22 protein-coding genes are annotated in these 23,817 nt (G+C 64.6%); 14 read left to right on the top strand and 8 right to left on the bottom strand.

All coding sequences use genetic code 11. The annotated features are described in order from the left end of the window. From ACP7AX_RS17335 to ACP7AX_RS17345, 3 genes are all read left to right on the top strand, one after another. Positions 1-435, top strand: a 435-nt coding sequence (locus ACP7AX_RS17335) for a DUF3618 domain-containing protein (RefSeq protein ID WP_426228177.1), incomplete at its 5' end; no start/stop codon positions are given. A gap of 276 nt (positions 436-711) precedes the next feature. After that, positions 712-1,767, top strand: a complete 1,056-nt coding sequence (locus ACP7AX_RS17340; RefSeq protein ID WP_131683022.1) for an iron-containing redox enzyme family protein — start codon at positions 712-714, stop codon at positions 1,765-1,767. After that, a complete protein-coding gene (locus ACP7AX_RS17345) occupies positions 1,764-2,030 on the top strand; it encodes a CDGSH iron-sulfur domain-containing protein (protein WP_426228179.1) in 267 nt (88 codons plus the stop codon). Before ACP7AX_RS17340 ends, ACP7AX_RS17345 begins: the two co-directional genes overlap by 4 nt. Here ACP7AX_RS17345 and ACP7AX_RS17350 read toward each other — a convergent pair. The 6 genes from ACP7AX_RS17350 to ACP7AX_RS17375 all read right to left on the bottom strand — a co-directional run bounded on the left by ACP7AX_RS17350 (position 2,027) and on the right by ACP7AX_RS17375 (position 8,923). Next, complete coding sequence (locus ACP7AX_RS17350; protein ID WP_426228305.1) at positions 2,027-3,523, bottom strand: glycoside hydrolase family 32 protein; 1,497 nt, start codon at positions 3,521-3,523, stop codon at positions 2,027-2,029. The genes ACP7AX_RS17345 and ACP7AX_RS17350 overlap by 4 nt on opposite strands. Positions 3,524-3,570: 47 nt before the next feature. Next, positions 3,571-4,413, bottom strand: a complete 843-nt coding sequence (locus ACP7AX_RS17355) for a carbohydrate ABC transporter permease (protein WP_426228307.1) — start codon at positions 4,411-4,413, stop codon at positions 3,571-3,573. A 46-nt stretch (positions 4,414-4,459) separates the two neighbouring features. Then, on the bottom strand, positions 4,460-5,425 hold the full coding sequence (locus ACP7AX_RS17360; RefSeq protein WP_426228181.1) for a carbohydrate ABC transporter permease: 966 nt from the start codon (positions 5,423-5,425) through the stop codon (positions 4,460-4,462). A gap of 78 nt (positions 5,426-5,503) precedes the next feature. Further along, positions 5,504-6,799, bottom strand: coding sequence for a sugar ABC transporter substrate-binding protein (locus ACP7AX_RS17365; protein WP_426228183.1), 1,296 nt, complete (start codon positions 6,797-6,799; stop codon positions 5,504-5,506). 139 nt (positions 6,800-6,938) lie between these two features. Then, a complete protein-coding gene (locus tag ACP7AX_RS17370; RefSeq protein ID WP_426228185.1) occupies positions 6,939-7,961 on the bottom strand; it encodes a LacI family DNA-binding transcriptional regulator in 1,023 nt (340 codons plus the stop codon). 182 nt (positions 7,962-8,143) lie between these two features. Then, positions 8,144-8,923, bottom strand: a complete 780-nt coding sequence (locus ACP7AX_RS17375; RefSeq protein WP_426228187.1) for an SDR family NAD(P)-dependent oxidoreductase — start codon at positions 8,921-8,923, stop codon at positions 8,144-8,146. Positions 8,924-9,006: 83 nt separating this feature from the next. Between ACP7AX_RS17375 and ACP7AX_RS17380 the strand changes: the two genes are divergently transcribed. Together ACP7AX_RS17380 and ACP7AX_RS17385 are read left to right on the top strand one after the other, a co-directional pair. Beyond that, positions 9,007-9,633, top strand: coding sequence for a TetR/AcrR family transcriptional regulator (locus ACP7AX_RS17380; protein ID WP_426228189.1), 627 nt, complete (start codon positions 9,007-9,009; stop codon positions 9,631-9,633). Between the two features lie 70 nt (positions 9,634-9,703). Next, positions 9,704-10,240: a MarR family winged helix-turn-helix transcriptional regulator gene (locus ACP7AX_RS17385; RefSeq protein ID WP_426228191.1), complete on the top strand. Its 537-nt coding sequence runs from the start codon at positions 9,704-9,706 to the stop codon at positions 10,238-10,240. Here the strand turns inward: ACP7AX_RS17385 and ACP7AX_RS17390 are convergent. Next, positions 10,237-11,466, bottom strand: coding sequence for an MFS transporter (locus tag ACP7AX_RS17390; RefSeq protein ID WP_426228193.1), 1,230 nt, complete (start codon positions 11,464-11,466; stop codon positions 10,237-10,239). The genes ACP7AX_RS17385 and ACP7AX_RS17390 overlap by 4 nt on opposite strands. Next, positions 11,463-12,890: an alpha/beta hydrolase domain-containing protein gene (locus ACP7AX_RS17395; protein WP_426228195.1), complete on the bottom strand. Its 1,428-nt coding sequence runs from the start codon at positions 12,888-12,890 to the stop codon at positions 11,463-11,465. Before ACP7AX_RS17395 ends, ACP7AX_RS17390 begins: the two co-directional genes overlap by 4 nt. 147 nt (positions 12,891-13,037) lie before the next feature. On the opposite strand from ACP7AX_RS17395, the gene ACP7AX_RS17400 reads away from it, so the two are divergent. The 9 genes from ACP7AX_RS17400 to ACP7AX_RS17440 all read left to right on the top strand — a co-directional run bounded on the left by ACP7AX_RS17400 (position 13,038) and on the right by ACP7AX_RS17440 (position 23,774). After that, positions 13,038-14,636, top strand: coding sequence for an ABC transporter substrate-binding protein (locus tag ACP7AX_RS17400; protein ID WP_426228197.1), 1,599 nt, complete (start codon positions 13,038-13,040; stop codon positions 14,634-14,636). 13 nt (positions 14,637-14,649) lie between these two features. Further along, positions 14,650-15,591: an ABC transporter permease gene (locus ACP7AX_RS17405; RefSeq protein ID WP_426228199.1), complete on the top strand. Its 942-nt coding sequence runs from the start codon at positions 14,650-14,652 to the stop codon at positions 15,589-15,591. After that, positions 15,588-17,540, top strand: a complete 1,953-nt coding sequence (locus ACP7AX_RS17410; protein ID WP_426228201.1) for a dipeptide/oligopeptide/nickel ABC transporter permease/ATP-binding protein — start codon at positions 15,588-15,590, stop codon at positions 17,538-17,540. The genes ACP7AX_RS17405 and ACP7AX_RS17410 overlap by 4 nt, the downstream gene beginning before the upstream one ends. Continuing rightward, positions 17,537-18,418 (top strand): ATP-binding cassette domain-containing protein, encoded by an 882-nt coding sequence (locus tag ACP7AX_RS17415; RefSeq protein WP_426228203.1) that lies wholly within the window; start codon positions 17,537-17,539, stop codon positions 18,416-18,418. Before ACP7AX_RS17410 ends, ACP7AX_RS17415 begins: the two co-directional genes overlap by 4 nt. A 2-nt stretch (positions 18,419-18,420) precedes the next feature. After that, complete coding sequence (locus tag ACP7AX_RS17420; RefSeq protein ID WP_426228205.1) at positions 18,421-19,302, top strand: alpha/beta fold hydrolase; 882 nt, start codon at positions 18,421-18,423, stop codon at positions 19,300-19,302. Further along, complete coding sequence (locus ACP7AX_RS17425; RefSeq protein WP_426228207.1) at positions 19,299-20,435, top strand: CapA family protein; 1,137 nt, start codon at positions 19,299-19,301, stop codon at positions 20,433-20,435. The genes ACP7AX_RS17420 and ACP7AX_RS17425 overlap by 4 nt, the downstream gene beginning before the upstream one ends. A gap of 40 nt (positions 20,436-20,475) precedes the next feature. Next, entirely contained in the window at positions 20,476-21,732 is a 1,257-nt protein-coding gene (locus tag ACP7AX_RS17430) for a CaiB/BaiF CoA transferase family protein (protein WP_426228209.1), read from the top strand. A 26-nt stretch (positions 21,733-21,758) separates the two neighbouring features. Continuing rightward, positions 21,759-22,721: a PaaX family transcriptional regulator C-terminal domain-containing protein gene (locus ACP7AX_RS17435; protein ID WP_426228211.1), complete on the top strand. Its 963-nt coding sequence runs from the start codon at positions 21,759-21,761 to the stop codon at positions 22,719-22,721. A 138-nt stretch (positions 22,722-22,859) separates the two neighbouring features. Then, positions 22,860-23,774, top strand: coding sequence for a transporter substrate-binding domain-containing protein (locus tag ACP7AX_RS17440; RefSeq protein WP_426228213.1), 915 nt, complete (start codon positions 22,860-22,862; stop codon positions 23,772-23,774). The last annotated feature ends 43 nt before the right edge of the window (positions 23,775-23,817 follow it).

A 23,817-nucleotide genomic window follows, 5' to 3' on the forward strand; every position in this document is an offset into this window, starting at 1 on the left:
CACCACAGGGCGGACCACACCGGCAACGCAGTGGGCAATGCCGGCAACGCAGTGGGCTCCACCCTGCACGACGCCGGACAGGCCATCGGGGACGCACCCCAGCAGGTCAAGGCCAAGACCCAGGGCAACCCCCTGGCCGCCGGCCTGGTGGCCTTCGGCGCCGGCATGCTGATTTCCTCCCTGATCCCGGCCAGCACCAAAGAACGCGAAGCCGCAGACGCGCTCAAGACCGCGGCCGAACCGATGACCACGGAACTGACCGACGCCGCCAAGGACATGGCCGAAGGGCTCAAAGAGCCCGCCCGCGAAGCGATGGAGAACGTCAAAGCCACCGCCACCGACGCCGCCGAACACGTCAAGGCCGAAGGCCAGGTTGCAGCAGCCGACGTCAAAGACCGCGCTACCGACGCCAAAGACCACGTCCAAAACACGTAGTCCATAAGCGCTGCCAGGGCCGTCCTTCCTTGGAAGGGCGGCCCTCTCGGCTGATTCACCACCTCCGTCACCACCGCATACTACGAAAGGCCCCACCGTCGTGAAGAAACTGCTGCTCGCTTTCCTCCCCGCCATCATCAGCCGTATCCTGCGTGCCCGCCGGGCCAAGCAAAACCCCACCGCAACGCCCCGTAACCGGAACCGGTTCTAACACTGCCCGATGCGCTGCACGAGTTGGTTGCGCTGCACAATCCGAAGACTTCCCAGGAGAGACAATTGCACATCCCAGAACCGCGGGGCCCCATCAGCGCCGCCCTGCTGGCGCTCCTCGCTGACCAGCCCGCGGAGGTTCCGGGGGCCCTGACCGGCCTACCGGAACTCGTCACAGCGAAGCTCTCCGAGACTGATGACGTCATCGAGGATGACGATATCCAGCTTGCGCTGTTCTGTCTCTACGAGCTGCACTACGGCGGTCTTGATGGTGTGGATGACGGCTGGGAATGGCATCCGGGCCTGATTGCCGTTCGCCGTCTTTTGGAGCGGCCGTTCGAACGGGAACTCCGTGTGGCGGCCGCCTCCGCGGTTCCCGTGATCCCCCCGGTTCCGGCCGCGGGGCATGTGAGCGACGGCGTCGCCACCGTCTTGTTTTCCCTCGCAGCCGCGGACACCGGGCCCAGTCTCTCGAAGTACGTCGCGAAGAAGGCCACCGTTCCGCAGCTCGGGGAGTTTTTGGTTCACAAGTCCATTTATCAGCTCAAGGAAGCGGACCCGCACACGTGGGCGATTCCCCGGCTGACCGGCCGCGCGAAGGCCGCGCTGGTGGAAATCCAGGCCGACGAATACGGCGGCGGCCGCGCGGACCGGATGCACAGCGCCCTGTTCGCCCGCACCATGCGTGCCCTCGGACTCGATGACCGGTATGGCGCTTATGTTGACACCGTGCCGGCCATCGCCCTGGCGTCCGTCAACATGATGTCCCTCTTCGGGCTGAACCGCCGGCTGCGCGGTGCCATCGCCGGGCATCTGGCGATCTACGAGATGACGTCCTCCCGGCCCAACCAGCTTTACGGCAACGGCTTCCGCCGCCACAGCTTTGACTCCGCCGCAACTGCCTACTTCGACGAGCACGTTGAGGCAGACGCAGTTCACGAACAGATTGCCGGCCGGGACCTCGCCGGCGGCCTCGTGGAGGCGGAGCCGGACCTGCTCGCCGACGTCCTTTTCGGCGCGACGGCTGCCATCGCCCTGGACACCATACTGACCAGCCGCATTCTGGAGGCGTGGGAGAACGGGCGGTCATCTCTCCGCACAGCCCTCCCCGTTGCCGCATGAGAACACCTGAAGGAGGCCCCGTGGACCAGGAACCTGCCAACGGATCGCTTGCAGACGGTTCGATCATCGTCTGCCCCGACGGGCCGCTCCTGGTCCGCGGGGCCTTCGAAATCCTCACACCCTCCGGCGAGCCCGTGCCGAGGCAGCGCCAAACCGTTGCCCTCTGCCGCTGCGGAGCGTCAGCCATCAAGCCGTACTGCGACGGGACACACAAGCTGATCAAGTTCCGGACCGAACCGCCGGGCGAAAGCAAGGACAGCTAGCGCACGACGTCGAGACTCACCAGAGTGGCACCCTCACCGGCGGCGAAGACAGCCAACGCCATGCTCGTTTCGCTGGGGAAGATCTGGTCCGTGATGGTGGCCAGCCCGTCCTGGGCGAACACTTCCACCGAGCAGCGGTCCAGGAAGACCTGAAGCCGCAACCGGCCATCCTCGAGCGCCACGGGGACCCGTTCCACTGAGGCAAAGTCCTCGTGGAAGCGAGTATCCCCGGACGCTGTCCGGTCCAGGCGAAGCACTCCTTGGACGACGTTGTAAGCCAGGACAGTCCTCTCGCCGGTACCTTCACGCAGCACCAGCCCAACCTCGTCCGCCGTCCCCGGCACGAATTCAGCATCAATCCGCAGCACATCGCCGGGTCCTTCCACGGCGAGTGGGTACGAACCGGAGAGCCGCGTAGGCGCGAGGGCGCACACAACCTCCCCGGTTTCCGCAAAGGGATCCACCGGCTGCTGCTTCAGCACCACCCGTCCGGCCTGCCGGACAAGGGTTACTTCCCGTACCAGGGTCATGGCGCCGCGCCAGCCGCCGGTGGGTGTCAGGGCACCGTACTGCCAGTTGTTCATCCAGCCGATCATGAGCCTGCGCCCGTCCGGAGCATTGCTGAAGGACACGGCGGCGTAGTAGTCCCGGCCCCAATCGAGCCAGCCGTACTCCCCCATCCTGCTGCCGTCCTTCTGCATCCCTTCGGTGACCGTACTTTCGGAACGGAACCGGACGCCGTCGAACTCTCCAAGGAAGTACTGGCCGCCGGATCCGCCGGCGATGCCGCCGGGGTTCAGGTTCACCACCAGCACCCATTTGGTGGTGCCGGGTTCCCCGTCCACCGGCAACTCAAAGAGGTCCGGGCACTCCCACACTCCGCCGGTGGCGTTGGCCGGGCCGAACGTGCTCAGATACTCCCAGGCCAACAGGTCCGCGGACTTGTAGAGGAGCACCTCCCGGCCCAGCGCCTCGACCGCCACCATGACCCAGTAACTCTCCACGCCGCCGTCGTACCAGAAGACTTTCGGGTCACGGAACTCGGCGGACGCCCGGTCCAGCACGGGGTTCCCCGCGTACTTCAGCCACGTGGCGCCGTCGTCGATGCTGTACGCGAGGGACTGCGCCTGGCGTCCCGCCAGCGGCGACCCGGCAGAGTAGGCGCTGGTATATATGGCAACCAAAGGGGCGGTTTCCCCGGTTCCGAAGCCGCTGGTGTTGTGGACGTCAACGACGGCGGAACCGGAGAAAATGGCTTCCTGCGCGTCGCACAGGATGGCTACGGGTTGCTCGTCCCAGTGCACCAGGTCCGCCGAGGTGGCGTGGCCCCAGGACATGTTGCCCCAGTCAGCACCCTCCGGGTTGTGCTGGTAGAAGAGGTGGTAGATGCCGTTGGAGTAGAGCAGTCCGTTGGGATCGTTCAGCCAGTTGCGGGCTGCGGTGAAGTGGTACTCCGGCCGGAACCGGGAGTCTACGGTGAGGGCTGATGCCATGGCTGCGGGGTCTTCTTTCGAGCTGAGGGCGGCGGTCATGATGGGCATCAGCCCTTGACGCCGCTGGAGGCGATGCTGTTGATGAAGGACTTCTGGAATGCGATGAAGAGGATCACCACGGGCACGGTGATGAGCGAGGCGTAGGCCATGACTTCGCCCCAGGAGACGTTGAGCTGGAAGAAGTACTGGATGCCGATCATCACGGGCCGCAGCTCCTCGGACTGGACCACCATGAGCGGCCAGAGGTAGGAGTTCCAGGCGGGCAGGAAGGTCAGGATGGCCACTGTGGCGGTGGCCGGCCCGGCGAGCGGCATGACCACCTGCCGGTAGATCTTGAACCAGCCGGCGCCGTCGATCCGGGCCGCTTCATCCAGTTCCTTGGGAATGGACTCAAAGTACTGGTGGTACAGGTAGATGGAGAAGGCATTGGCAATGAACGGGATGATCTGGACCTGGTAGGTGTCCAGCCAGCCTTTGGAGAACTCGAGGCTGAAGCCGTCCAGCTCGAAGTAGGGCAGCTGGTTGACCCACCACACCAGCGGCAGCGCCAGGGTCTGGAACGGCACAATCAGCGTGGCGAGGATGGCGCTGAACACGATCCGTTTACCGCGGACCTCCATGCGGGAGAGCGCGAAGGCGCAGAGGCTGTTGACGAAGATGCCCAGCACCACCGTCACCGCCGAGACCCCGATGGAGTTGACCAGGAACCGGGCGGCGGGGACGCGGTCGAACACTGCGGCGTAGTTATCGAACGAGATGTTCCCGATCGGCAGGAAGGCTGCCACGGAGGACATATCGCCGAAGATCTGCTGGTCCGGTTTGAGGGAGGACACCAGCATGAAAACGATGGGGAAAACGGCGACGGCGGCGAACAGGACGCGCACTGCCATAGTCCCCAGGCTGGTCAGGTTCGCGGAAATGAGGGTCGGTTTCACGTCAGTCCTTCTCTCGGGTCAGGTAGCGCTGCACTGCGGAAACCAGCAGCACGAGGACGAAGAATACGAGCGAGATGGCCGAGGCGTAGGAGGTTTCCTGCTGCTTGAACCCGGACCGCACCGCCTCGTAGATGATGGTGGTGGTGGAGTCCAGGGGACCGCCCTGGGTCATCACGCTGACCTGGTCAAAGAGTCCCAGCGCCTGGATGGTGATGGTCACCAGGACCAGGCTGCGGGTGTGCTTCAGGCCCGGCCAGGTGACGAACCGGAACTGCTGCCAGTGGGTGGCTCCGTCCAGCTGCGCAGCCTCGTACAGCTCGCCCGGGACGCTTTGAAGCCCGGCCAGCCAGATGATCATGTGGAATCCGGCTGCCTGCCAGATCGACAGGGCGATGATGGCCGGCATGGCCGTCGCGGGATCGTTGAGCCAGTCAGCGCCCCGGATCAGGCCGAAGCTGAACGTGGAGAGCAGCTCGTTGATCAGGCCTTCGCGGCGGTACATGAACATCCACAGCAGCGACACCACCACCATGGAGGTGACCACCGGCAGGAAGTAAAGGGTGCGGAAGAAGTTCACGCCGCGGAACTTCTTGTTGATCAGCAGGGCCATGGCCAAGGCGAGGGCGGACTGCACCGGCACCACGATCACTGCAAAGTACGTGACGTTGAGCAGGGCACGCCAGAACGTTGGGTCAGCGAAGAGCCGGGCAAAGTTATCCGTCCCCACAAACTCCACGGGCCGGGGTGAAATCAGGCGGGCGTTGGTGAAGGCCAGGCCGAAGCCCATGATTGCGGGCAGGAACACAAACAGCAGGAGGAGGGCGGCGGCGGGGGCGATCATGCCCCAGCCGCTGATCTGTTCGCGAAGGAAGCCGGGGCGGGTGCGGCGGGAGCGGGTTGGGCCGCTGGCCTGCACCGGCTCGCTGACGGCCAGTGGCGGACGGGTGGGGAGTGGGCTAAGTGTCATGCGGGTCTCCTTGGGGAGGATCCGGGGGATGGACGACGGCGGCGCGTGCCCGCCGTCGTCCGTACCCTTGATCGCTGGCTATTTCTGGTAGCCGCCGTTGGACTTGATGTTGGCGTCAATCGCCTTGGCGGCCTTGTCCAGCGCACCCTGGGGATCCGCTCCGGCAAGGACGTCCTGGGCTGCCTTGCCGAATTCGGTGGCAATGAAGGGATAGGCGGGGGTCTCCGGCCGCATCACGGCGTAGTTGCGGGAGAACTCCATGAAGATGCGGTTGGCGCCGCCTTCGGCGAAGGCCGGGATCAGCGCGGCGGCGTCATTGGTCGCGGGGATGGTGCCGGTGGCTTTGGCCACGGCGGCGAGGTTCTCCGGCTTCAGGGAGTAGGAGAGGTAGTCCATGGCGGCCTCGGCGTTCTCGCAGCCGCTGGTCACGCCCCACTGCCAGGAAGCCCCGCCGATCTTCGGGCCGTTGCCGAGGTCCACGGTGGGCATGACCACCAGGTCATCGCCGAGGGCGGCTTTGGCTTTGTCCGCTGCCCAGGACCCGGTGTACAGGATGGCGCTCTTGTTGTTCAGGAAGTCCTGGGTGGAGTCCTTGCCGCTCTTCTGGGCCATGAAGCCCTGGTCCACCAGGCCGCGGAACCAACCTGCCCATTCAACGGCCTTATCCCCGTTGAGGACGCCGTCCGCTGACTGGAAGCCGTCGCGGTTGACGAGGTCCCCGCCAAAGGACTGCAGCATGGGCGAGTAGGCGTACGGCAGCCATTCACCGGTGCCGGCGGTTCCCATGTCCAGCGGGTGTTCCCACTTCCCCAAGGCCTTGAGCTTGGTCAGGGCGTCCTGGAACTCGGCGGCGGTCCACGGTTCCTCGATTGTGGCCACGCGCACGCCGGCCGCTTTGAGGTCAGAGGCACGCGCCATCATGGCCAGGGCGACATCGTAGTAGCCCACCGCGTAGGTTTCGCCGTCCCACTTGGCGACGGTGCTGGGGAGGTTGCTCGTTAGGTCTGTGGACAGGTTCAGGGGCTGCAGGTATTCCGCCCAGGCCCAGTTGGGAACGTTGGGACCGTCGATGTCCACGATGCACGGAAGGTTCCCGGCCGATGCGGCGGACACCACCGAGTCGTTGTAGGAGTCCTGGGGGAAGGCCTGGACCTTGACCTTTGCCTTCGCGTCACTGCTGCTGTTGTAGGCGGCGACCACGTCCTCGATGGCCTTCAGCTCCTCGGGGTTGCCTGCGTTGTGGGTCCACATGGTGATTTCGTTGGCGCCCTCGGAGGATGATGAGGCGCTTCCTTTGCTGCAGGCGCCCAAGGTGCCGAGGAGTGAAGCTGCGGCTAGGCTGGTGGCCAGGACACGGGTGAATCGCTTGTTCATGGTTGAGTCTTTCTGCTGATTTCGTGCGTGGATGAGTAGCCCGTTTCCGTGAGGGGCGTAGCCGGTGCAACGGCTGCGTCCCTTTATTTGCCGGAAACGGGGTTCGTGACGTGTTTAAGTACTGAGGGTGGGGGCCGCCTTACAGCGGTGGCGGGCCTACAGAACCTCGGTGGACCACCGGGCAGGCGAGCTTTTCCTGGACCGCCGGTGAGCTTGGGCCCTCGATGTCGTTGAGCAGCCGGACCACGGCCCAGCGTCCCATCTCGTAGTGCGGCAACGCCACCGTGGTCAGCCCGGGCCACAGGGCGTCGGCAATGAGCTCCAGGTTGTCCATCCCGACGATCGAGAGGTCCTCGGGGATGCGCAGGCCAAGGGCCGAGGCCGCCTGGTAGACGCCCATGGCAACCCTGTCGCTGAAGCAGAACAGGCCTGAGGGCCGGTCCGGAAGCGCCAGCAGATCCATTGCTGTTTCCCGTCCACCCGCCGTGTCCGCCACTCCGGCGATGATATGCCGAGGATCAGGGGTCAGGCCATGCCGGCGGACCGCGTTGTGGAAGCCCTCCAAGCGCCCGTGGGTTGCCGGGATGTCGTCCACGTTGTTGATCATTCCGATCCGGGTGTGGCCGGCGCTGATCAGGGTTTCAACGGCGGCCTCGGCAGCCGCGGTCTCGTCCGGCACCACGGAGGAGACAGACGCGTCGGTGGAGACGGCGTCGAGGAGGACTGTGGGCAGCCCGTCCAGTTCTTCCGGGAGCATGACGCCCTGGTGGTACATCTTGGCGTAGACGATGCCGTCCACCTGGTGCTGCTGGAGGATGCGGATTTCGCGTTTTTCCAGCTCGCTGTCCAGCCCGGAATTCACCACCATCAGCACATAGCCGCGTTCGTAGGCGGCATCCTGGGCTCCGCGGATCATCGCGCCGGCAAAAGGTGTGGTGGTGATTTCGTCACTGACCAGCCCGAGGATCTGCGACCGCTGGTTGCGCAGTCCGCTGGCGAGCCTGTTGGGGGCATAGCCGAGGTCCCTCGCCACCGCCCTGACATGCTGCTGGGTCTGCTGGTTAACCCGGGCACTGGTGGCGTCATTGAGGGCGTGGGAAACCGTTGTTACTGAAACTCCGGCGGCCTTGGCCACTTCCCGGATGCCGATCTTTGTCGCCATTGACTGTCCTTTGCAAAACGTTTTGCTTGTTGTGTTGATCACATTAGCCAAAACGTTTTGCAACTGTCAAGGGCCGGGTCTCAATCTCTTGGAATCAAGTGGGCACAAACGGAAGCGGGCGACCGCGGAACCTCCCGCCGTCGCCCGCTCTTTTTGGTGATTCCCCGTATTGGTGCCGCTCCTTACAGGGCCGACCAGCCGCCGTCGGACGCCAGGATGGCGCCGTTGAGGTTGGTGCCGTCGTCGCTCAGCAGGAACGTGATCGAGGCGGCGAGCTGCGCCGAGGTGGCGGGCGCCGGGATGTTGACCTGCATCAGCGGGCCGAGGCGCTCGGCCGCCAGCTGGGATCCCCAGTTGGCCACAATGTTGGTGATGGTGGCGCCCGGCGCTACGGCGTTGAAGCGCAGACCCTTGGGCCCGTACATGACGGCCGAGTTCTTGGTGAGGCCGATGACGGCGTGCTTGGACGCCGTATAGGCGGCACCGGCGGCGGATCCGCGCAGCCCCGCCTCGGAGGCGACGTTGACCACGGAGCCTGTACCAGCCTCGAGCATCAGCGGCACCACGGCTCGGGTGAGGCGCATGAGGGCGGTGACGTTGATCCGGAAGACGCGGTCCCAGGTGTCGTCGTCCACCTCGTGGATGGGGGCGAAGTTGTCCATGATGCCGGCAACGTTGGCCAGCGCGTCAACACGTCCACCGGCTGCAGCAATGACGGCGGCGACGGTCTCGTCGGTGGAGATGTCGCCGGCCACCGGGACCAGGTCCAGCTGGGCGTTCGCCGTCACGAGGTCGTCCAGCCGTTCCTTGCTGATGTCGGCGGCGATGACCCTGCCGCCCTCCTTCGCGATGCGCAGCGCCGTGGCCAGTCCGATGCCCGACCCGGCGCCCGTGACGATGACTGTTTTGCCGGCGAAGCGGCCGTTGGTGATGGCCTCCTGCCACGTGGCTTCGTTGCCCATGTTGTCCTTCCAAACGTTGATGGAGCTGATTCCACCAACCTTATGACACGCTGTGTCATTATGTAAGGGTGAATACTGGTGGGATGCCTTCGGATGCCGCGACCACCGCCGTTCCACGTTCGTTAGGGCGGCCGGTGACCATCAATCCCGACGCTGTGGCCGCCATTGCGCTGCGGCTTTTCGCCGAACGCGGGTACGAGCAGACCTCCATGGAGGACATCGCCCGCGAGGCCGGTATTGGCCGCAAAAGCCTGTACCGGTACTTCTCCAGCAAGGCGGAACTGATCTGGGGTGGGATGGAACCGGTGGTCGCGGCCTCCGCCCGGGTACTGAGGGCGGGCCCGGAATCAGCGGCCGACGGCGGCGTCCTGGCGCGGCTGCGCGAAGCAGCAGTCGCGGGGGTTGCCGTGCCGCCCGATCTTGCGGTGACCCGCGGCCGCCTGCGCCTGATCGCCGAACACCCCGAACTTGGCAGCCAAAGCTATGCGTCCCTGGCGCCCCAGCGTGAAGTGGCCCGGGCCTACCTTGCAGCGGCCGGTGTCCCGGAAGATGTGGCCGGGTATCTGTGCGCCGCGTATCTTGGTGCCACGTTCGAGGCGTGGATGCAGTGGGCCGCCGGAACCGATCCCGATCCGGTGCCGTACCTTGAAGCGGCTGTCGGAGTGCTCCGGGTGCCCCAAACAGCGGGATGGCGCCAAACCTTCGGGTAACGTGGGAGTAAATTTTGCCGGCCGAAACCATGGACAATGCCGCGCGAACACCCCACTCCCGAGGAGCGCTGTGGAACCAGCCCCGAATCAAGCAAACGAAGCGCACCCTGGCGCTCGGCCGGCCACCAGCGACCTTACCTACGTCATTTTCCGGCTCCACCGCGCCCTGTCACGCGCCGTGGAATCCATAGCGCTCCGCAACCGCCTGACGATGCCCGAGATGGTCACCTGCCTTGTACTTGCAGAAGGGCGGCCCCTCTCTAACGCACAGTTGGCGCGGCGCACGTTCGTTACCTCGCAGGCGTGCCATGAGGTAGTGGGCTCACTACTGTCCCGGGGGTTGGTAGACCGCGAGAACCACCAGACAAACAAGCGGATCCGCTTGGTCTTCCTCACCGAGCTGGGCTGGTCCGTGATGCAGGCCTGCCGCGCCGAACTCGATGACATCGAGCAGCGGATCCTGGCCAACCACTCCCCCACAGAGCGCCAGGCCCTCCTGCCCTCGCTGCTGCTCGCCGCCGAAACGCTGGCCGGAGGTTACTTCGGCGACGAAGCTGCCGAATCTGAGGCGCTCGAACTGCGCGGCAGGCTTAAGGGTCCCGCCTAGCCACGAGGGGCGGTGCCGCGTCCCCCGGAACGGCAGACAATGATCCACACGGCAACAGCGCTGGCCACGCAGGCCAGCGATCCCACAAGGAAAGGGGCGCGGCCGCTGGCAGAGTCGATCAGGGCTCCGGAGATGAGGGCACCAAAAGGAATCGATCCGAACGTCCCCATGGTCACAAAGGACATCATGCGCCCGATTGCAGCTGGCGGGACCAGGCTCTGTGCAGAGGCGTTTAGAGTTGCCTGGAACAGACCAATCCCCAGCCCCAGAACCGGGGCAAGGGCCAGGAACCACGCCAAGCTGGGCGCCAGGGCATTGGCGGCAAGGGCAACGCCGAAAATAACGCAGACCGGCGCCAGAGTGCGGAAGGACAACGATCGTAGCCTGGCCAGGAAAAAGGCTCCCACCACGGCGCCGACAGCGTTCAGCGCATGGGCCGCGCCCAGCTGTTCGGCACCGCCGCCAAGGGTCTCCGTCACCAGCGCGGTGATTACCACGTTCATGTTCATGGCCGTCACGGTCACCACCACGTTGACCAGCAGCAACGCCAGAAGTAACGGGAATACGGGCAGCTTCCGCAGCAGGATCTTCTCCCCTCCGCGGCGGGAAGACTGCCGCCCGTGAAGGTCGGCCGGCCGAATGAGCAGCACCGCGATCACCACCGCGGCATAGGAAACCGCGTTAATGGCCAAGCAGGGCACGGGCCCGAAAGCGGCAAAGGACAGGCCTGCGAGCCCAGGGCCGATCGAACGGCCCGCCGAGACATAGACGCTGGTCATCACGGTGCCGACCTTAAGAAGTTTCGGGCCCACCATCTCATAAACAAACGCCTGGGCGGCAATACGCTCAACACCTTGGAAAGACCCCGCAAGAACCAGCCAGCCCAACAGCCACGGCAAGCTCAGCTCAGACTGTCCCAGCACTGCTATCAGCCCGACGGAGACCGCCACGCTCCCCCCGGAGGTGACGAGCAGAATCCGCCGGATCGGAATGGTGTCGGCCAGCCGGCCAGCAAGCGGGGCCAGCAGGAACACCGGAGCGAACTGGGACATAGTGACCCATGCCAGCGCGGTGGCGCTACCGGTCGCCTGCAGGACCACCAGGGAGATGGCGAGGTTCTGGAACCAGGATCCCGTGTTCGAGACCAGTTGGCCTGCGAAGTACAGGCGATACGAGCGGCTTGAGAACGGGCCAAAAGACGCCCCCCGCCGCGCCGCGGAACTCACCCGCGACGGTCAGCGGCGGTCCACGCCGCCCAACGCCCGGGGATTTCACCGCACAACGCCTCGGCCTCTGCCTCCAACAGGAACCCCTCCTTGATGCTTGCCTCGATTGCGTCACTGAAGGCAAGGCCGTACTCGGATTCAGTGGCATACAGGCCAGTCACAGTTGCAGCGGGCAGCGGATTCATGTGCCCCACCAGCCTGGCCACACGGACGGGATCGCTGAGAGGCGTCCACTCCGGCGCCAGACAGTAGCCGGGTGCCGGCGTGCTGTGCGGGACATAGCGCTGGAGCGGCGCCTCGGTCCACGGCGTGCGGATCCCGCCCAGAACATTGCCGAGGCCGTCACGCGCCAGCTCGACCGTCCGCCCCTCCGGAACTCCGGCAGGGGTAAACCGCCGTCCTGCCGGCGGTTCGATTCCGTCGCGCGCCCAGCGGTCAAGGTGTTCGTAGAGTGCCCTGTTGTAGTAGTCCATGCGCGCATCGGACGGTGTCTCCACGATGCGGCGCTCAGGCACATCAAGTCCGGCTGCCCGGAACTGGGTGAAATTGGTGAGGATCGTGGCGTCGAGGTTGGCATGGGAGGTGCCGGCGATGGAATAGAAACGGTAGAGGTCCTCCGCCGTGTCGGAGTCCTGCCTCATGACGGGCATGTGGGTTTCCGACTCGAATTCGCTGAGCACCTCGAACACCGGAACGGGCGCCCCGGAGACAATGCGCCGTGGGTGTTCGAGCGGCAGCGGCTCCGAACCCGCCGACAGCAGCGGGTAGCCTGCGGTGGCAGCAGCCCCGGAGGAGATCCCGATCAGGACGCTGGAGATACTCGGTGTGCCATCCGCGATCGTGTAGTCGCTGATGAACCCCTCCTGGACGTAAAGGCGGCTGATGCTGCCTGTCGCCGACCACCCGGAGAGCGTAATGCGGTCCGCGACGACGTCAAACCGGCCTTCGCGCAGAGCCACCGACACTTGTCCAAGCAGATCGTAGACGAGACCCGCCACCGGCACCGACAAGCGGTGATAACGGTCCGGAAAGTATTGGGTAATCAGTCCGGCGCAGGTCGCATCCTGCGTGACACCGACCCAGGTGTGGCCATTGCGCACAATCCAGTCATGGATCGAGCGCCAGGTGTTGGCGCGGTCCAGGTTCGGGTGCAGGGGTTCAAGCTGCACCAGCCCGCTGCCCGCCGCCGGATCGGCCGGCCGCCGGACCAAAACCCTGGTCACGTAGGGGTGGGAAGCCATTGCCACGCGGTTGAAGTGCCCGTCGTAGCCCCATTCCGTGGCGGTTCCGCTGACGAGGAACTCTTCCTCCACGTAGCCCGAAGCGGCCAACTCAACCCCGACGGCCGCGCCGCTGGAGAAAGCGGCGCCCAAGGCCTCCCCCGGACCCGAAATCCGCTCTACGGCCAACTGGGTATCAATCATGACAATCTCCTTCGATTCTCGACCAGCCCTTGCATTGTTATCAAGCTACCTGATAACTTCTCGTGTGTCACCCATCACACCGGAGGCCCGCCCCGGCACGTGATAATCATTCGTTCGCTGGTTGACCAGCAGTCCCGAGGAGTATCAATGAAGAAGTCCCGGAACGGTTTCAAGGCATCACTTTTAGTACTGACCTGCAGCCTCGCCCTGTCCCTTTCGGCCTGCGGGGGCGGGGGAAGCGCCGCAGGCAACGGGAGCGGCGTGGAGCTCGCTGAATCCGGCCGGGGAGCCGAACTGCGCATGCAGTTCACCGGCCCGCCGACCAGCCTGAATCCCGCCTTGGCGGGAACCGGCGGCTCCACCGCGTTCGTCTCCCTGGCCTACGACCCATTGATCTTCATGGACTCGAAGGGCGAATTCGTCCCCGCCCTAGCCACGGCCTGGCGCTACGTCGGTGACGCCAACACGGCGTTCGAGCTGACCATCCGTGATGGCGTGACGTTTGCCGACGGCTCCGCGCTGACGCCGGAAGCGGTCAAGGCCTCGATGGATTACTTCCTCAAGAATGCCGGGCCAAAGGCGCTGAAGGTCGGTCCGATCGAGAGCATCGAGGCTTCCGGGAAAACCGTGACCCTGAAGTATTCCTCCCCGTTCCCCGAGGCCGAAGCCACTTTTACCCAGGAATGGATGTTCGGCAACATCATCAGTCCTGCCGGTCTCGCCAACCCGGCGTCGCTCCTCGTGGAGACAAAGGGAACCGGTCAGTACCAGCTCTCCGGCGGCGAAACTGTAGCCGATTCCAAATACGTCTACGACCGCAACGAAAAATACTGGCTCCCCGAGGCCCAGCAGTTTGAGAAAGTATCCATCTCCGTCATAGGGGATCCCAATGCCGTGATCTCGGCAATCACCACCAACCAGGTTGATTACGCCTCCGGTTCCGCTTCCACCTTGGAGGCCGCAAAGGCCGCGAACCTTGAGATCGGCAGCACGCCATTCTTCAACTGGTCCCTCTATCTGGCTGACAAGAAGGGGACGATCAACCCGGCCCTGACCGATGAGCGTGTCCGGAGAGCCATTGGCCTGGCGATCAACCGCGAGGCGATCGCCAATGCCGTTGGTCCTGAGGTTTCGGAGGCCAACGGCCAGATCATGAACAAGGGCACCCGAGGCTACGTCGACGGCCTGGGCTTCGACTATGACCCGGCGGAGGCCAAAAACCTGCTCGCAGAGGCCGGTTACCCCAACGGCTTCAAGCTCACCATCCTGACGCAGAACACCATTGACAACCAGACCATCCGTTCACAGGCGATCGCCGACAACCTCAAGCAGATCGGCATCGATGTGAACCTTGAGGTCATCACCACGGGCATCGCCAACTTCACGAGCGAAGCACTGTCCAAGAAGTATGAGGCGGTCATCTTCCCCCTCACCGGCACTTCCACCGGTTCAGCCCACAAGGACATGCTGCAGGGCGGTAACCGGAACCCCTTCCAGATCGTGGAGCCTGAAATCGACGCTCTGTACAAAAAGTCATTGCTCGCCGCGAGCACCGATGAACGAACCGAAATCTTCGAGGAAATGAGCCGCGAGTACTACGAGCAGGCGTTCGTCATCCCCGTTTTCACGGCCAAGAACCTGAAGTACGTCGGCCCCGGCCTGACCAACGTGAACTCCTCAGCACTAAACCCCACGGATGTTCCCACCGGTCCCGGCGCGGAATACTCCTGGCAGCCGAAGAAGTAGCGGAGGCCGGTCCATGTTTGGCTTTGTCCTCAGACGGTTCGCTATCTCTATACCTATGATCGTGATCGTTTCGATGGTCATGTTCGTGCTCTCCTCGATCGTGCCGGGAGACCAGGCAGCCACGATCCTGGGCGAAGACGCCACCCCGGAGGCCGTCGCGAGGCTCCGCGAGCAGCTGGGTTTGAATATGCCGCTGTACCAGCAGTACGCCAACTGGGCCGGCAACGCACTCCAAGGCGATCTGGGCAATTCGATCTACAGCGGTCAGTCCGTGGTCGACATCCTCGGGGACCGTCTGCCCGTGACCGTCTCCCTCATGGCAGTCTCCACCCTGGTGATAGCGATCGTCGGAGCCAGCCTCGGGCTGCTGTCCGCCATCAAGGGCGGCTGGCTTGGCCGCTTTTTGGACGCGCTGAGCCTCGTGGGGCTTGCCGTGCCCAGCTTCGCGGTGGCGGTCCTGTTTGTCTCCGTCTTCGCTGTGGGACTGCGAATTTTCCCGGCCACAGGGTACGCCCCGCTGGAACGCGGGGTAGGCCCGTGGCTGATGGCACTCGTGTTGCCGGTGGCGGCGATGAGCCTGTCGGGCACCACCCTTGTGGCCAAGCAGATGCGTGACTCAGCCCTGGACATCCTGGCCCGCGATTCCATCCGCGTGCTGCGCGCCAACGGCATCAGCGAGACGTCAATCCTCTACCGCCATGTGCTGAAGAATGCCGCCATCCCCGCCACCACCATCGTGGGGATCGGCGCCATCGGAGCCCTGACGGGAGCCGTGTTCGTGGAAAACGTCTTCGTGCTGCCGGGCATGGGCTCGCTGGCCACGGCCTCCACGCTGAACCACGATCTGCCGGTCCTGCTCGGCCTTTCGGTGTACTTCACGTTGGTCGTGCTGTGCATCAACCTCATCGTCGACCTTGTCTATGGCTTCCTGAACCCGAAAGTGCGTCTCTCATGAGCGAAACCACCACCGTGCGCACCGATGCAGCGGAGACGACCGTCGTCGTCGAACTCCCCGCAAGGCCGCCGTCCACACTGCGCCGCGTTACGCGGGACTTCCTGCGGAAGCCGCTGGGTGTCGCTTCAGCGGCGTTTGTCCTGGTGATGATCGCAGCGTCCATCCTTGCGCCGTGGATCTCTCCCGCCGATCCGCTTCAGCAGAACCTGATGTCAGTCAAGGCCGGCCCCTCGGCAGAGTTCCCGCTTGGCACTGACTCGCTGGGGCGCGACGTGCTCAGCAGGCTCCTCCACGGCGGCGCCGAATCCATCTTCGGGGTCCTGCAGGCCGTGTTGACCGCACTCTGCATCGGCATTCCGCTCGGCGTGGCCACCGGCTTCCTTGGCGGCCGGTTCGACAAGATCCTGATGCGGGCCATCGACATCAAGATGGCCATCCCGGGCATCATCGTCACCCTGTCGGTCCTTGCAATCTTCAATAACTCCATGACCGCAGCCATGATCACGTTCGGTGCGCTGGCGTCCGGCAACATCATCCGCGTCATCAGATCTACAGTGCTGGGTGTGCGCGAGGAACTCTATGTCGACGCCGCCCGTGTGATCGGGCTTGGCTCTGCGGCCATCATCTTCCGCCACATCCTGCCCCGCACCGTCGGCGTCATCATTGTCCAGACAGCCATGCTCGCCTCCATCGCCCTCGGCGTGCAGACCGGCTTGGCGTTCCTCGGCTTCGGCCCGCCGCCACCGGCCCCCACGTGGGGCGGCATGGTCTCCGAAGCCTCAGGGCTCCTGCGCCAGCACCCGTGGATGATGGTTCCCACCGCCGGCCTGATCACTATTGCCACACTGGCGCTCGGCCTGCTGGGGGACGCCGTGCGCGACGTTAACTCCGAGCGTTTGGGCCGCCCGAAGGGCTCCGGCCGCCGCCGTGCCGTAATTGACGCGGGACCGGCCGAAGAGCCGGCGCCGGCCGCCCTGCTCTCCGTTCGGGGACTGACCATTGCTTTCGACGACGGCGAGAAGGAAACCGTCGTCGTCCAGGGCGCAAGCTTCGATATCCACTCGGGCGAGACTGTTGGCTTGGTGGGCGAGTCCGGATCGGGCAAAACCGTCACAGCGCTGGCACTGCTTGGCCTTCTTGGTGATACCGGCCGGATCGTCTCAGGATCCATCCACTACCGCGGCACGGACATTTCGTCTTACACCCAGTCCCAGTACGGGGCCCTGCGCGGCAAGGAAATGGCCCTGATCTCCCAGGAGCCGATGGTCGCGCTGGATCCGGCGTTCCGTGTCGGCTGGCAGCTCGCCGAAGTTGTCATGACCCACCGCGGTTGCTCCCGCAAGCAGGCACGCGCTCACGTGCTGGATCTCCTGGCGGCTGTGAAGCTGCCGGACCCCGCGAAGGTGGCGGGTCTCTACCCCCACCAGATCTCCGGCGGTATGGCACAGCGAATCGTGATCGCCATGGCACTGGCCGGCGAACCTAAGCTCCTGATCGCCGACGAACCCACAACTGCGCTGGACGTGACGGTGCAGGCTGAAATCCTGGATCTACTGCACGGACTGCAACGCGAGCGCGAACTTGCGGTTCTCTTTGTCACGCACGATTGGGCAGTGGTGGCGGACATCTGCTCCCGGGCAGTAGTGATGTACGCCGGTGAGGTGGTGGAAAAAGCCACCGTGCAACAGATGTTCGACCGTCCATTGCACCCGTACACGCAGGGACTGCTCGATTCCAGCCCGCACCTCGCTGTCAAGGGACAACCCCTTCCCACCATCGGCGGCATCGTCCCGCCGCCCTCCCAGTGGCCCGTGGGATGCCACTTCAGCACCCGCTGCCCGCTCGCGACGGAGGCATGCCGGGTCGGCGGAATCGCCGAGATCGAGCTCGGCGAAGGACGCACCAGCCGGTGCCTGCGCACCGCAGAACTCACGGAGGCACGCCCATGAGCACCACAACACGAACCAATGACGCTCCGCTCCTGGAGGTTACCGACCTGGTAGTGGATTACCGCAACGGCCGGCGCAGCTACCGCGCCGTGCGGGGCGTGTCCTTCAAGCTGGAACGCGGCCGCACTATGGGCCTGGTGGGGGAATCCGGTTCCGGCAAATCCACCATTGGCCGCGCGATCCTCGGATTGGCCCCGGTAACAGATGGCTCGGTCCGCTTCCGCGGCGACGAACTGGCCACCATGAAGCGTTCCCAGCGGCGGGCTCTGAGCGACCAGATCCAGGTGATCTTCCAGGACCCCTACAGCTCCCTGGACATCACCAAGACCATCGGCTACACCCTCGCCGAACCGCTCAATCACCACGAGCGGCTCACTCGGGAGCAAACCCACCAGCGCATCCGCGACATGGTGCGGCGCGTGGGGCTGCCCGAGGAGAGCATCCACCGGTATCCTGCCCAGTTCTCGGGCGGACAGCGCCAGCGTATCGCCATAGCCCGGGCCCTTATCGGAAACCCTACGTTCGTGGTGTGCGACGAGCCCGTCTCGGCACTGGACCTCTCCATCCAGGCTGAGGTCATGAACCTCCTCGCCGAACTGCAAAAGAGCATGGGCCTGGCTCTGCTGTTCATCTCTCATGACCTGTCCGTGGTGCGCCACATCTCCGACGACCTGGTGGTGCTTAAGGACGGCCTCGCCGTCGAGCAGGGCTCAGCCGAGGATATGTACGCGAATCCTTCACACCCCTACACCCAATCACTCTTGGCGGCCTCTCCCGTGCCCGATCCACAGGCCCAGGCTGAACGCCGCAGACTACGGCAGGCGGCCGCAGCCGGCAGCCACGCACCGACCCAAACCCCCACGCTCGAAAGGATCTAGCCATGCCCCTGATTACACTGAACGGCGCGGAACTGTACTACGAGGAACACGGCGAGGGAGACGAAGTTGTCATCTCTTCGGCCAACGGATTCCATCCCACCTACCCTGCGTCGCTGGCGCAGGCTCCGACGAACTACAAGGTCTATACGCTGCAGACACTCGGCTTTGGCCGCTCCGCGCGGCTGGACACGGCCCCGCCGCAGGGCTATCTCAACCGATGGGCCGAGGACGTTATCGCCCTCGCGGACCACCTCGGCGTGGACAAGTTCTCCTATACGGGCATCTCGCACGGCGGCGGAATCGGCTGGGTGATTGCCCACCGGTTCCCGCAGCGGCTCAAGGCGCTGCTGTCGGTAGTGGGAACTCCCCACCTGCGCTACGGCGTCACGGATTCCTCGGAGGGCCGGCGCAAGATCGTGGACAACCCCGGCAACTCCGATGTCATCCGTGAGGCTATGATGCAAATGGCCGGCCCCACCCCCGAAGGGCGCGAGGAACTCCGCGATGCCGTTTTGGAGCTGGCACTGGCCACGAAACTGGATCGGGATCCGAACGAGGCGCGCATCAACCAGGGCATGCCCTTCCCCGAGGCCAAAGACAACGATGCCCTGCGCACGGTGCTCTCCAGCATCGATGTCCCCGTGCTGATCCTCGGTGGAATGCGCGACGGCGTGATCCCGCCCGGGTCCTCGGTGCTTGCCGGGGCGGCGGTACGCCGGGCCAAAACGGTCCTCTTCGAGGACGAGGGGCACTGGATTGCGAAGGAGAGCCCCGAGCGCCTGGTCCGCGAGATCAAGCTGTTTATGGACGAACTGGACGGAACGGCGCTGCCTCCCCGCAACGAGGCGCTGAGCCTCGCCGGCGGCGAGGCCGGGACGGTATGAGCGCTGCAGCCTATACCATTCTCGCCGTCGGCGATCTGGTCCTCGACGAGGAGGAGGTGGGCCACTACTTCGACCCCACCCGCGAGATCATCCAGGCCGCCGACCTGGCTATCGCCCAGATCGAGGTGCCGCACACCACCTCCACTGAGTGCGCCAGCGTCGACATTCCTGCTCCGCCTGCACCCGTACAGAACGTCGCCGAGATCGCGCGGGCCGGGTTCACAGTGGCCACACTGGCAGGGAACCACATCTACGACTGCGGCCCCCAGGGCATCGCCGATACGATCGGGTTGGCTAACGCCGCAGGCATGCAGACCACCGGGGCGGGCGCTGACCTGGACGCCGCGAAAGTCCCGGTCATCACCCAGCTCGGCCCGTTGCGTGTGGGACTGCTGAACTACAACTGTGTGGGGCCGCGCGAATCGTGGGCCACGTCAAAAAAGGCTGGCTGCGCTTTCGTCAACGTCCTCACGCACTACGAGCTCGACAGTGCCAACCCAGGCGGACCGCCGTCGGTTTACTCGTTCGCCGAACCCAAAAGCCTTGAGGCATTCACGGCAGACGTCCGCGCCCTGGCGGCAGAGGTCGACGTCGTGATCGTGGCCCTGCATAAGGGCGTTGTGCACCTGCCGGCGGACATCGCGGCCTACGAGACGCAACTGGCGCACGCCGCGATCGACAACGGTGCGCACGCGGTGATCGCCCACCACGCCCACATCATGCGGGGAATAGAGTTCTACCGCGGAGCCCCGGTTTTCCACGGATTGGGCAACTTTGTCACCGTGACCAATGCCCTCAACGTTTCCGGGGATAATTCGCCGGAGCGCCTCGCCTGGGCAAAGCGCCGCAAAAAGCTCTTCGGCTTCGAATCCGACGCAACCATGCCGAACTATGCCTTCCACCCGGAGAGCAGGAACACGGCAATGGCGCTGATGGAGCTCGACGAAGACGGCGGGCTGTCGGCGTCGTTCATCCCTTGTTGGATCGACCAGTCGGCAGCGCCCCGGCCGCTGAGCGATGAAGCCTCGGCTGCCCCTGTGCTCGCCTACGTGGAAGCGATCAGCCGGGAGGCCGGATTTGACACTCACTTCACCTGGGACACGGACCGCGTCAGGGTCTCCGCGCCCGCTTAACCCGGCACTTCATCGCCTCGTCATTACTGAACGGAATCACATGAACGCCAAACCACTGGACGGAACCATCGTCCTGGACCTGACCACCGCACTTTCCGGCCCCTACGCCACGATGCTCCTGGCCTCCCTTGGAGCCCGGGTGATTAAGATCGAGAATCCCCAAACCGGCGGGGATTCGTCGCGCAACAATGCGCCGTACGTGACCAAGGAGGGCATCTCGCTGCAGCGTTCGAGCTCCGAGGACATGTCCCTGTCCATGATGCTGCGGGGGCGCAACAAGGAGAGCGTGCTGCTGGACCTGAAATCCGGCACCGGCCGCGAGGTGTTCCTTGAACTGGCCTCACAGGCGCACGTCGTCGTCGAGAACTACAGTCCGGGCGTGACCCGGCGGCTGGGGATCGACTACGACGCCGTCAGCGCGGTCAACCCGCGGATCATCTACACCTCGATCACAGGCTTCGGGACGGCCGGCGGCACCGACGGCCTCAAAGCGATGGATGCGATCATCCAGGCGATGAGCGGCGTGATGTTCACCGCCGGGGAGGAAGGGCAGGACCCCGTCCGATTTGGCCTGCCGATGGGCGACCTGATCGCTCCGCTGTACGCGGTAATCGGGACGCTGGCAGCGCAGCGGCACCTGGACCTGACAGGCGAAGGCCAGTTCGTGGACGTGTCGATGCTCGGTTCGCTCACTTCCCTCGTGGCGATCGAACCGTTCGAAACCCTCGAAGCCCTGGGAATTCCGCAGCGAACAGGTTCCCACGTCCCGCGGCTGGCGCCGTTCGGCACATTCGCGACCCGAAACGGCTTCTTTGCACTGAGCGCCCCGACCGATCCGATGGCGCGCAGCGTTTTTGCCGGGATCGGGATGGCCGAACTCGGAGCGGACCCGCGGTTCTCCACCCGCGACGGCCGCGTATCCCATTCCTCGCAGCTGCACGGAATAATCCAGGACTGGGCGGCCGGTCTGGACAACCACGACGCCGTCACCCGCCTCGCCGCCGCCGGCGCCCCAGTGGCGCCTGTAAGGCAGCCGGCCGAAGCCATCCGCGACGCCCAGGTCCTTGCCCGCGGCGAGGTAGTTCCGCTGATAGGCAAGGCCGGCGCCGAGGGCACCATCTACGCTTCCGGGGTCCCGATCCAGATGTCGCGCGTGACCACGACGCTCGACAACCCGGCACATGCGCTGGGTGCGGACACAGAATCCGTGCTTGGCGGCATGCTGGGCTACACGCCTGAGCGGATCGCCACGATCACAGGCAGGGCACTATCTTCCACCGGAAGGCTATCGGACTAATCGCAGAACGCGTACGATCGTCCTTCATGGGAATACAATCAGCACCGGCTGTTCGGCCCGGCCCGGAGACAGCTCAACGCTTTCTGGAGGACGTCCGCGCTGCCGTCACCGAGGGGCCTCGCCCGCGGCAGATCCTGCTGACCCTCCTTGCCGATTACTGGCTGTCCCCTGATGCGCAGGCGCCGTCGGGAGCTCTTGTTGAGCTGCTTGCCGACTTCAACATCCCTGCATCAGGTGCCCGCACCTTGCTGGGCCGCCTCTGCAGGGACGAGCGCATCCAGCTGACAAAAATCGGCCGGCGGACCTTTTACAGCCTGTCCCCCTGGCTGAGGCAGCGGCTTGTCTCCCGCCTTGAACAGATGAACCAGTTCGGCCAGGAGGACACCCCTTTCACCGGGCTATGGACCTGCGTTGCATTCTCCATTCCCGAGGAGAACCGGGGCGATCGGCACAAGCTGAGGGCGGGCCTGTCATGGCTCGGATTTTCACCCCTCTACGACGGCTTCTGGATTACCCCCCGCCCCATGGCCGCCGAGGCCAGGAACCTGATCGTAAAACTCGGCGTGCTCGCTGCCACTGTATTTCAGGGGTCACTCACAGGCGACGGCAAGGAGTACGGAGCGCCAACCGACGCGTGGGATCTTGGCCACGTGGCCGCTCTTTACCGTAATTTCCTGAGTGACACGGAGCCCCTCGCCAACGCCTCCACCCTTAGTTCGATCGCGCCCGTGGAGGCGCTCATTTTGAGGACGGAACTGATCAACGTTTGGCGCGCTTTCCCCAACATAGACCCCGATCTGCCCCTGGATTTGCTGCCTCAAGACTGGCCGCGGACCAGGGCGCGGGAAGTCTTCCAACAGCTCTACGGCGGCCTCGCCCAACCCGCGCTCGCCCACGTGAAAGCCGTGGTCGCGGCGCACGCACCGGAATACGTGGACCAGGTCCAGTCCCATCTCACCGGTACGGTGACCGGGGCAGCCCCCCGGTGAGCCAATTCACAGAAAAGCCAAAGTTATGATTCAAAATCGTTGACGTTCGTCACGGATGAGAATACTGTTGGAGTTATCAAAGCGGCCGCTTGCCAACGAAGGCAGGCACGGGCTGAACTTTTTCCAGTGAGGGTTCTCATGAAAATTCCTGCTCCTTACAGGGTCGCCGCCGTCGCAGCTGGCGCCTTTCTAGCACTCACCGCCTGCGCCGGCCCTTCAGGGCAGGCCACCCAAACCACAGAAGCTTCCGGCGGCGTCAACAAATCCGCGAAACTCTACGATTCCCTTCCGCAGTCCATCAAGGACAAGGGCGAAATCGTCTTCGCCGGAGATTCCCACCCTCCGTACCGCTCTGTCGGCCCCGACGGCAAAACAGTCACAGGAATTGATCCGGACATCCAGAAGGCCCTGAGCGAATCACTCGGTGTCCCTGCCAGGATCGAAATCACCGAAGGCCTTCCCCAGATGCTGACCGGCATGAAGAGCGGCCGGTATGACGCGTTCAATGGACCGGTCAAGGCGACCCCGGAACGGCTTAAGGAATTCGACGGCGTAAGCTGGCTGAGCAGCCGGACCTCCTACGTCATTCCCACTACCAACGGCATTGATGCCCAGGGGACTGACGGCCTGTGCGGCACTACTACCGCCGGCGTCAAGGGCTCCATCACCGAGGAGCAGACCGCGAAGCTCAGCAAGTGGTGCGAGGACAATGGCAAGGCGCCGGTCACCTTCCTCGGCCTGGCAGACACCAACGCCACCATCCTCGCCGTGAAGTCGCAGCGCGCGCAGAGCGCGGCCACCACCCAGACTGGCGCGATCGACCTGATGACTCAGGAGAAGGACAAGTGGCGCTACGTCAGCCAGACCGACGAGCAGGGTGCAGGCGTGGACCAGCTGGTCATCCTGGCCCCGAAGTCCAGCGGCCTGGGACCGGTCCTCGAGAAGGCCTTCGTCGAGATCTTCGAGAACGGCACGTACAAGAAAATCGTCGACCAATGGGGCCTTGACGACGTCGCCGTAGACGCTCCGGTGCTGAACCCGGGCGCTTCCTAAGAAGGCAGGCATGACAATGAGCCGATCAACCAGTCCGGTCCTC

The organism is Pseudarthrobacter sp. DSP2-3-2b1 (assembly GCF_049895945.1).
In the GTDB taxonomy this organism is placed as follows: Bacteria; Actinomycetota; Actinomycetes; order Actinomycetales; family Micrococcaceae; genus Arthrobacter.

Bases quoted from the DNA above. Each gene is read 5' to 3' on its own strand.
- ACP7AX_RS17345 (WP_426228179.1), top strand. From the start codon at position 1,764: ATGAGAACACCTGAAGGAGGCCCCGTGGACCAGGAACCTGCCAACGGA.
- ACP7AX_RS17350 (WP_426228305.1), bottom strand. From the start codon at position 3,523: ATGGCATCAGCCCTCACCGTAGACTCCCGGTTCCGGCCGGAGTACCAC.
- ACP7AX_RS17355 (WP_426228307.1), bottom strand. From the start codon at position 4,413: ATGGCAGTGCGCGTCCTGTTCGCCGCCGTCGCCGTTTTCCCCATCGTT.
- ACP7AX_RS17360 (WP_426228181.1), bottom strand. From the start codon at position 5,425: ATGACACTTAGCCCACTCCCCACCCGTCCGCCACTGGCCGTCAGCGAG.
- ACP7AX_RS17365 (WP_426228183.1), bottom strand. From the start codon at position 6,799: ATGAACAAGCGATTCACCCGTGTCCTGGCCACCAGCCTAGCCGCAGCT.
- ACP7AX_RS17370 (WP_426228185.1), bottom strand. From the start codon at position 7,961: ATGGCGACAAAGATCGGCATCCGGGAAGTGGCCAAGGCCGCCGGAGTT.
- ACP7AX_RS17375 (WP_426228187.1), bottom strand. From the start codon at position 8,923: ATGGGCAACGAAGCCACGTGGCAGGAGGCCATCACCAACGGCCGCTTC.
- ACP7AX_RS17380 (WP_426228189.1), top strand. From the start codon at position 9,007: ATGCCTTCGGATGCCGCGACCACCGCCGTTCCACGTTCGTTAGGGCGG.
- ACP7AX_RS17395 (WP_426228195.1), bottom strand. From the start codon at position 12,890: ATGATTGATACCCAGTTGGCCGTAGAGCGGATTTCGGGTCCGGGGGAG.
- ACP7AX_RS17400 (WP_426228197.1), top strand. From the start codon at position 13,038: ATGAAGAAGTCCCGGAACGGTTTCAAGGCATCACTTTTAGTACTGACC.
- ACP7AX_RS17405 (WP_426228199.1), top strand. From the start codon at position 14,650: ATGTTTGGCTTTGTCCTCAGACGGTTCGCTATCTCTATACCTATGATC.
- ACP7AX_RS17410 (WP_426228201.1), top strand. From the start codon at position 15,588: ATGAGCGAAACCACCACCGTGCGCACCGATGCAGCGGAGACGACCGTC.
- ACP7AX_RS17415 (WP_426228203.1), top strand. From the start codon at position 17,537: ATGAGCACCACAACACGAACCAATGACGCTCCGCTCCTGGAGGTTACC.
- ACP7AX_RS17420 (WP_426228205.1), top strand. From the start codon at position 18,421: ATGCCCCTGATTACACTGAACGGCGCGGAACTGTACTACGAGGAACAC.
- ACP7AX_RS17425 (WP_426228207.1), top strand. From the start codon at position 19,299: ATGAGCGCTGCAGCCTATACCATTCTCGCCGTCGGCGATCTGGTCCTC.
- ACP7AX_RS17430 (WP_426228209.1), top strand. From the start codon at position 20,476: ATGAACGCCAAACCACTGGACGGAACCATCGTCCTGGACCTGACCACC.
- ACP7AX_RS17435 (WP_426228211.1), top strand. From the start codon at position 21,759: ATGGGAATACAATCAGCACCGGCTGTTCGGCCCGGCCCGGAGACAGCT.
- ACP7AX_RS17440 (WP_426228213.1), top strand. From the start codon at position 22,860: ATGAAAATTCCTGCTCCTTACAGGGTCGCCGCCGTCGCAGCTGGCGCC.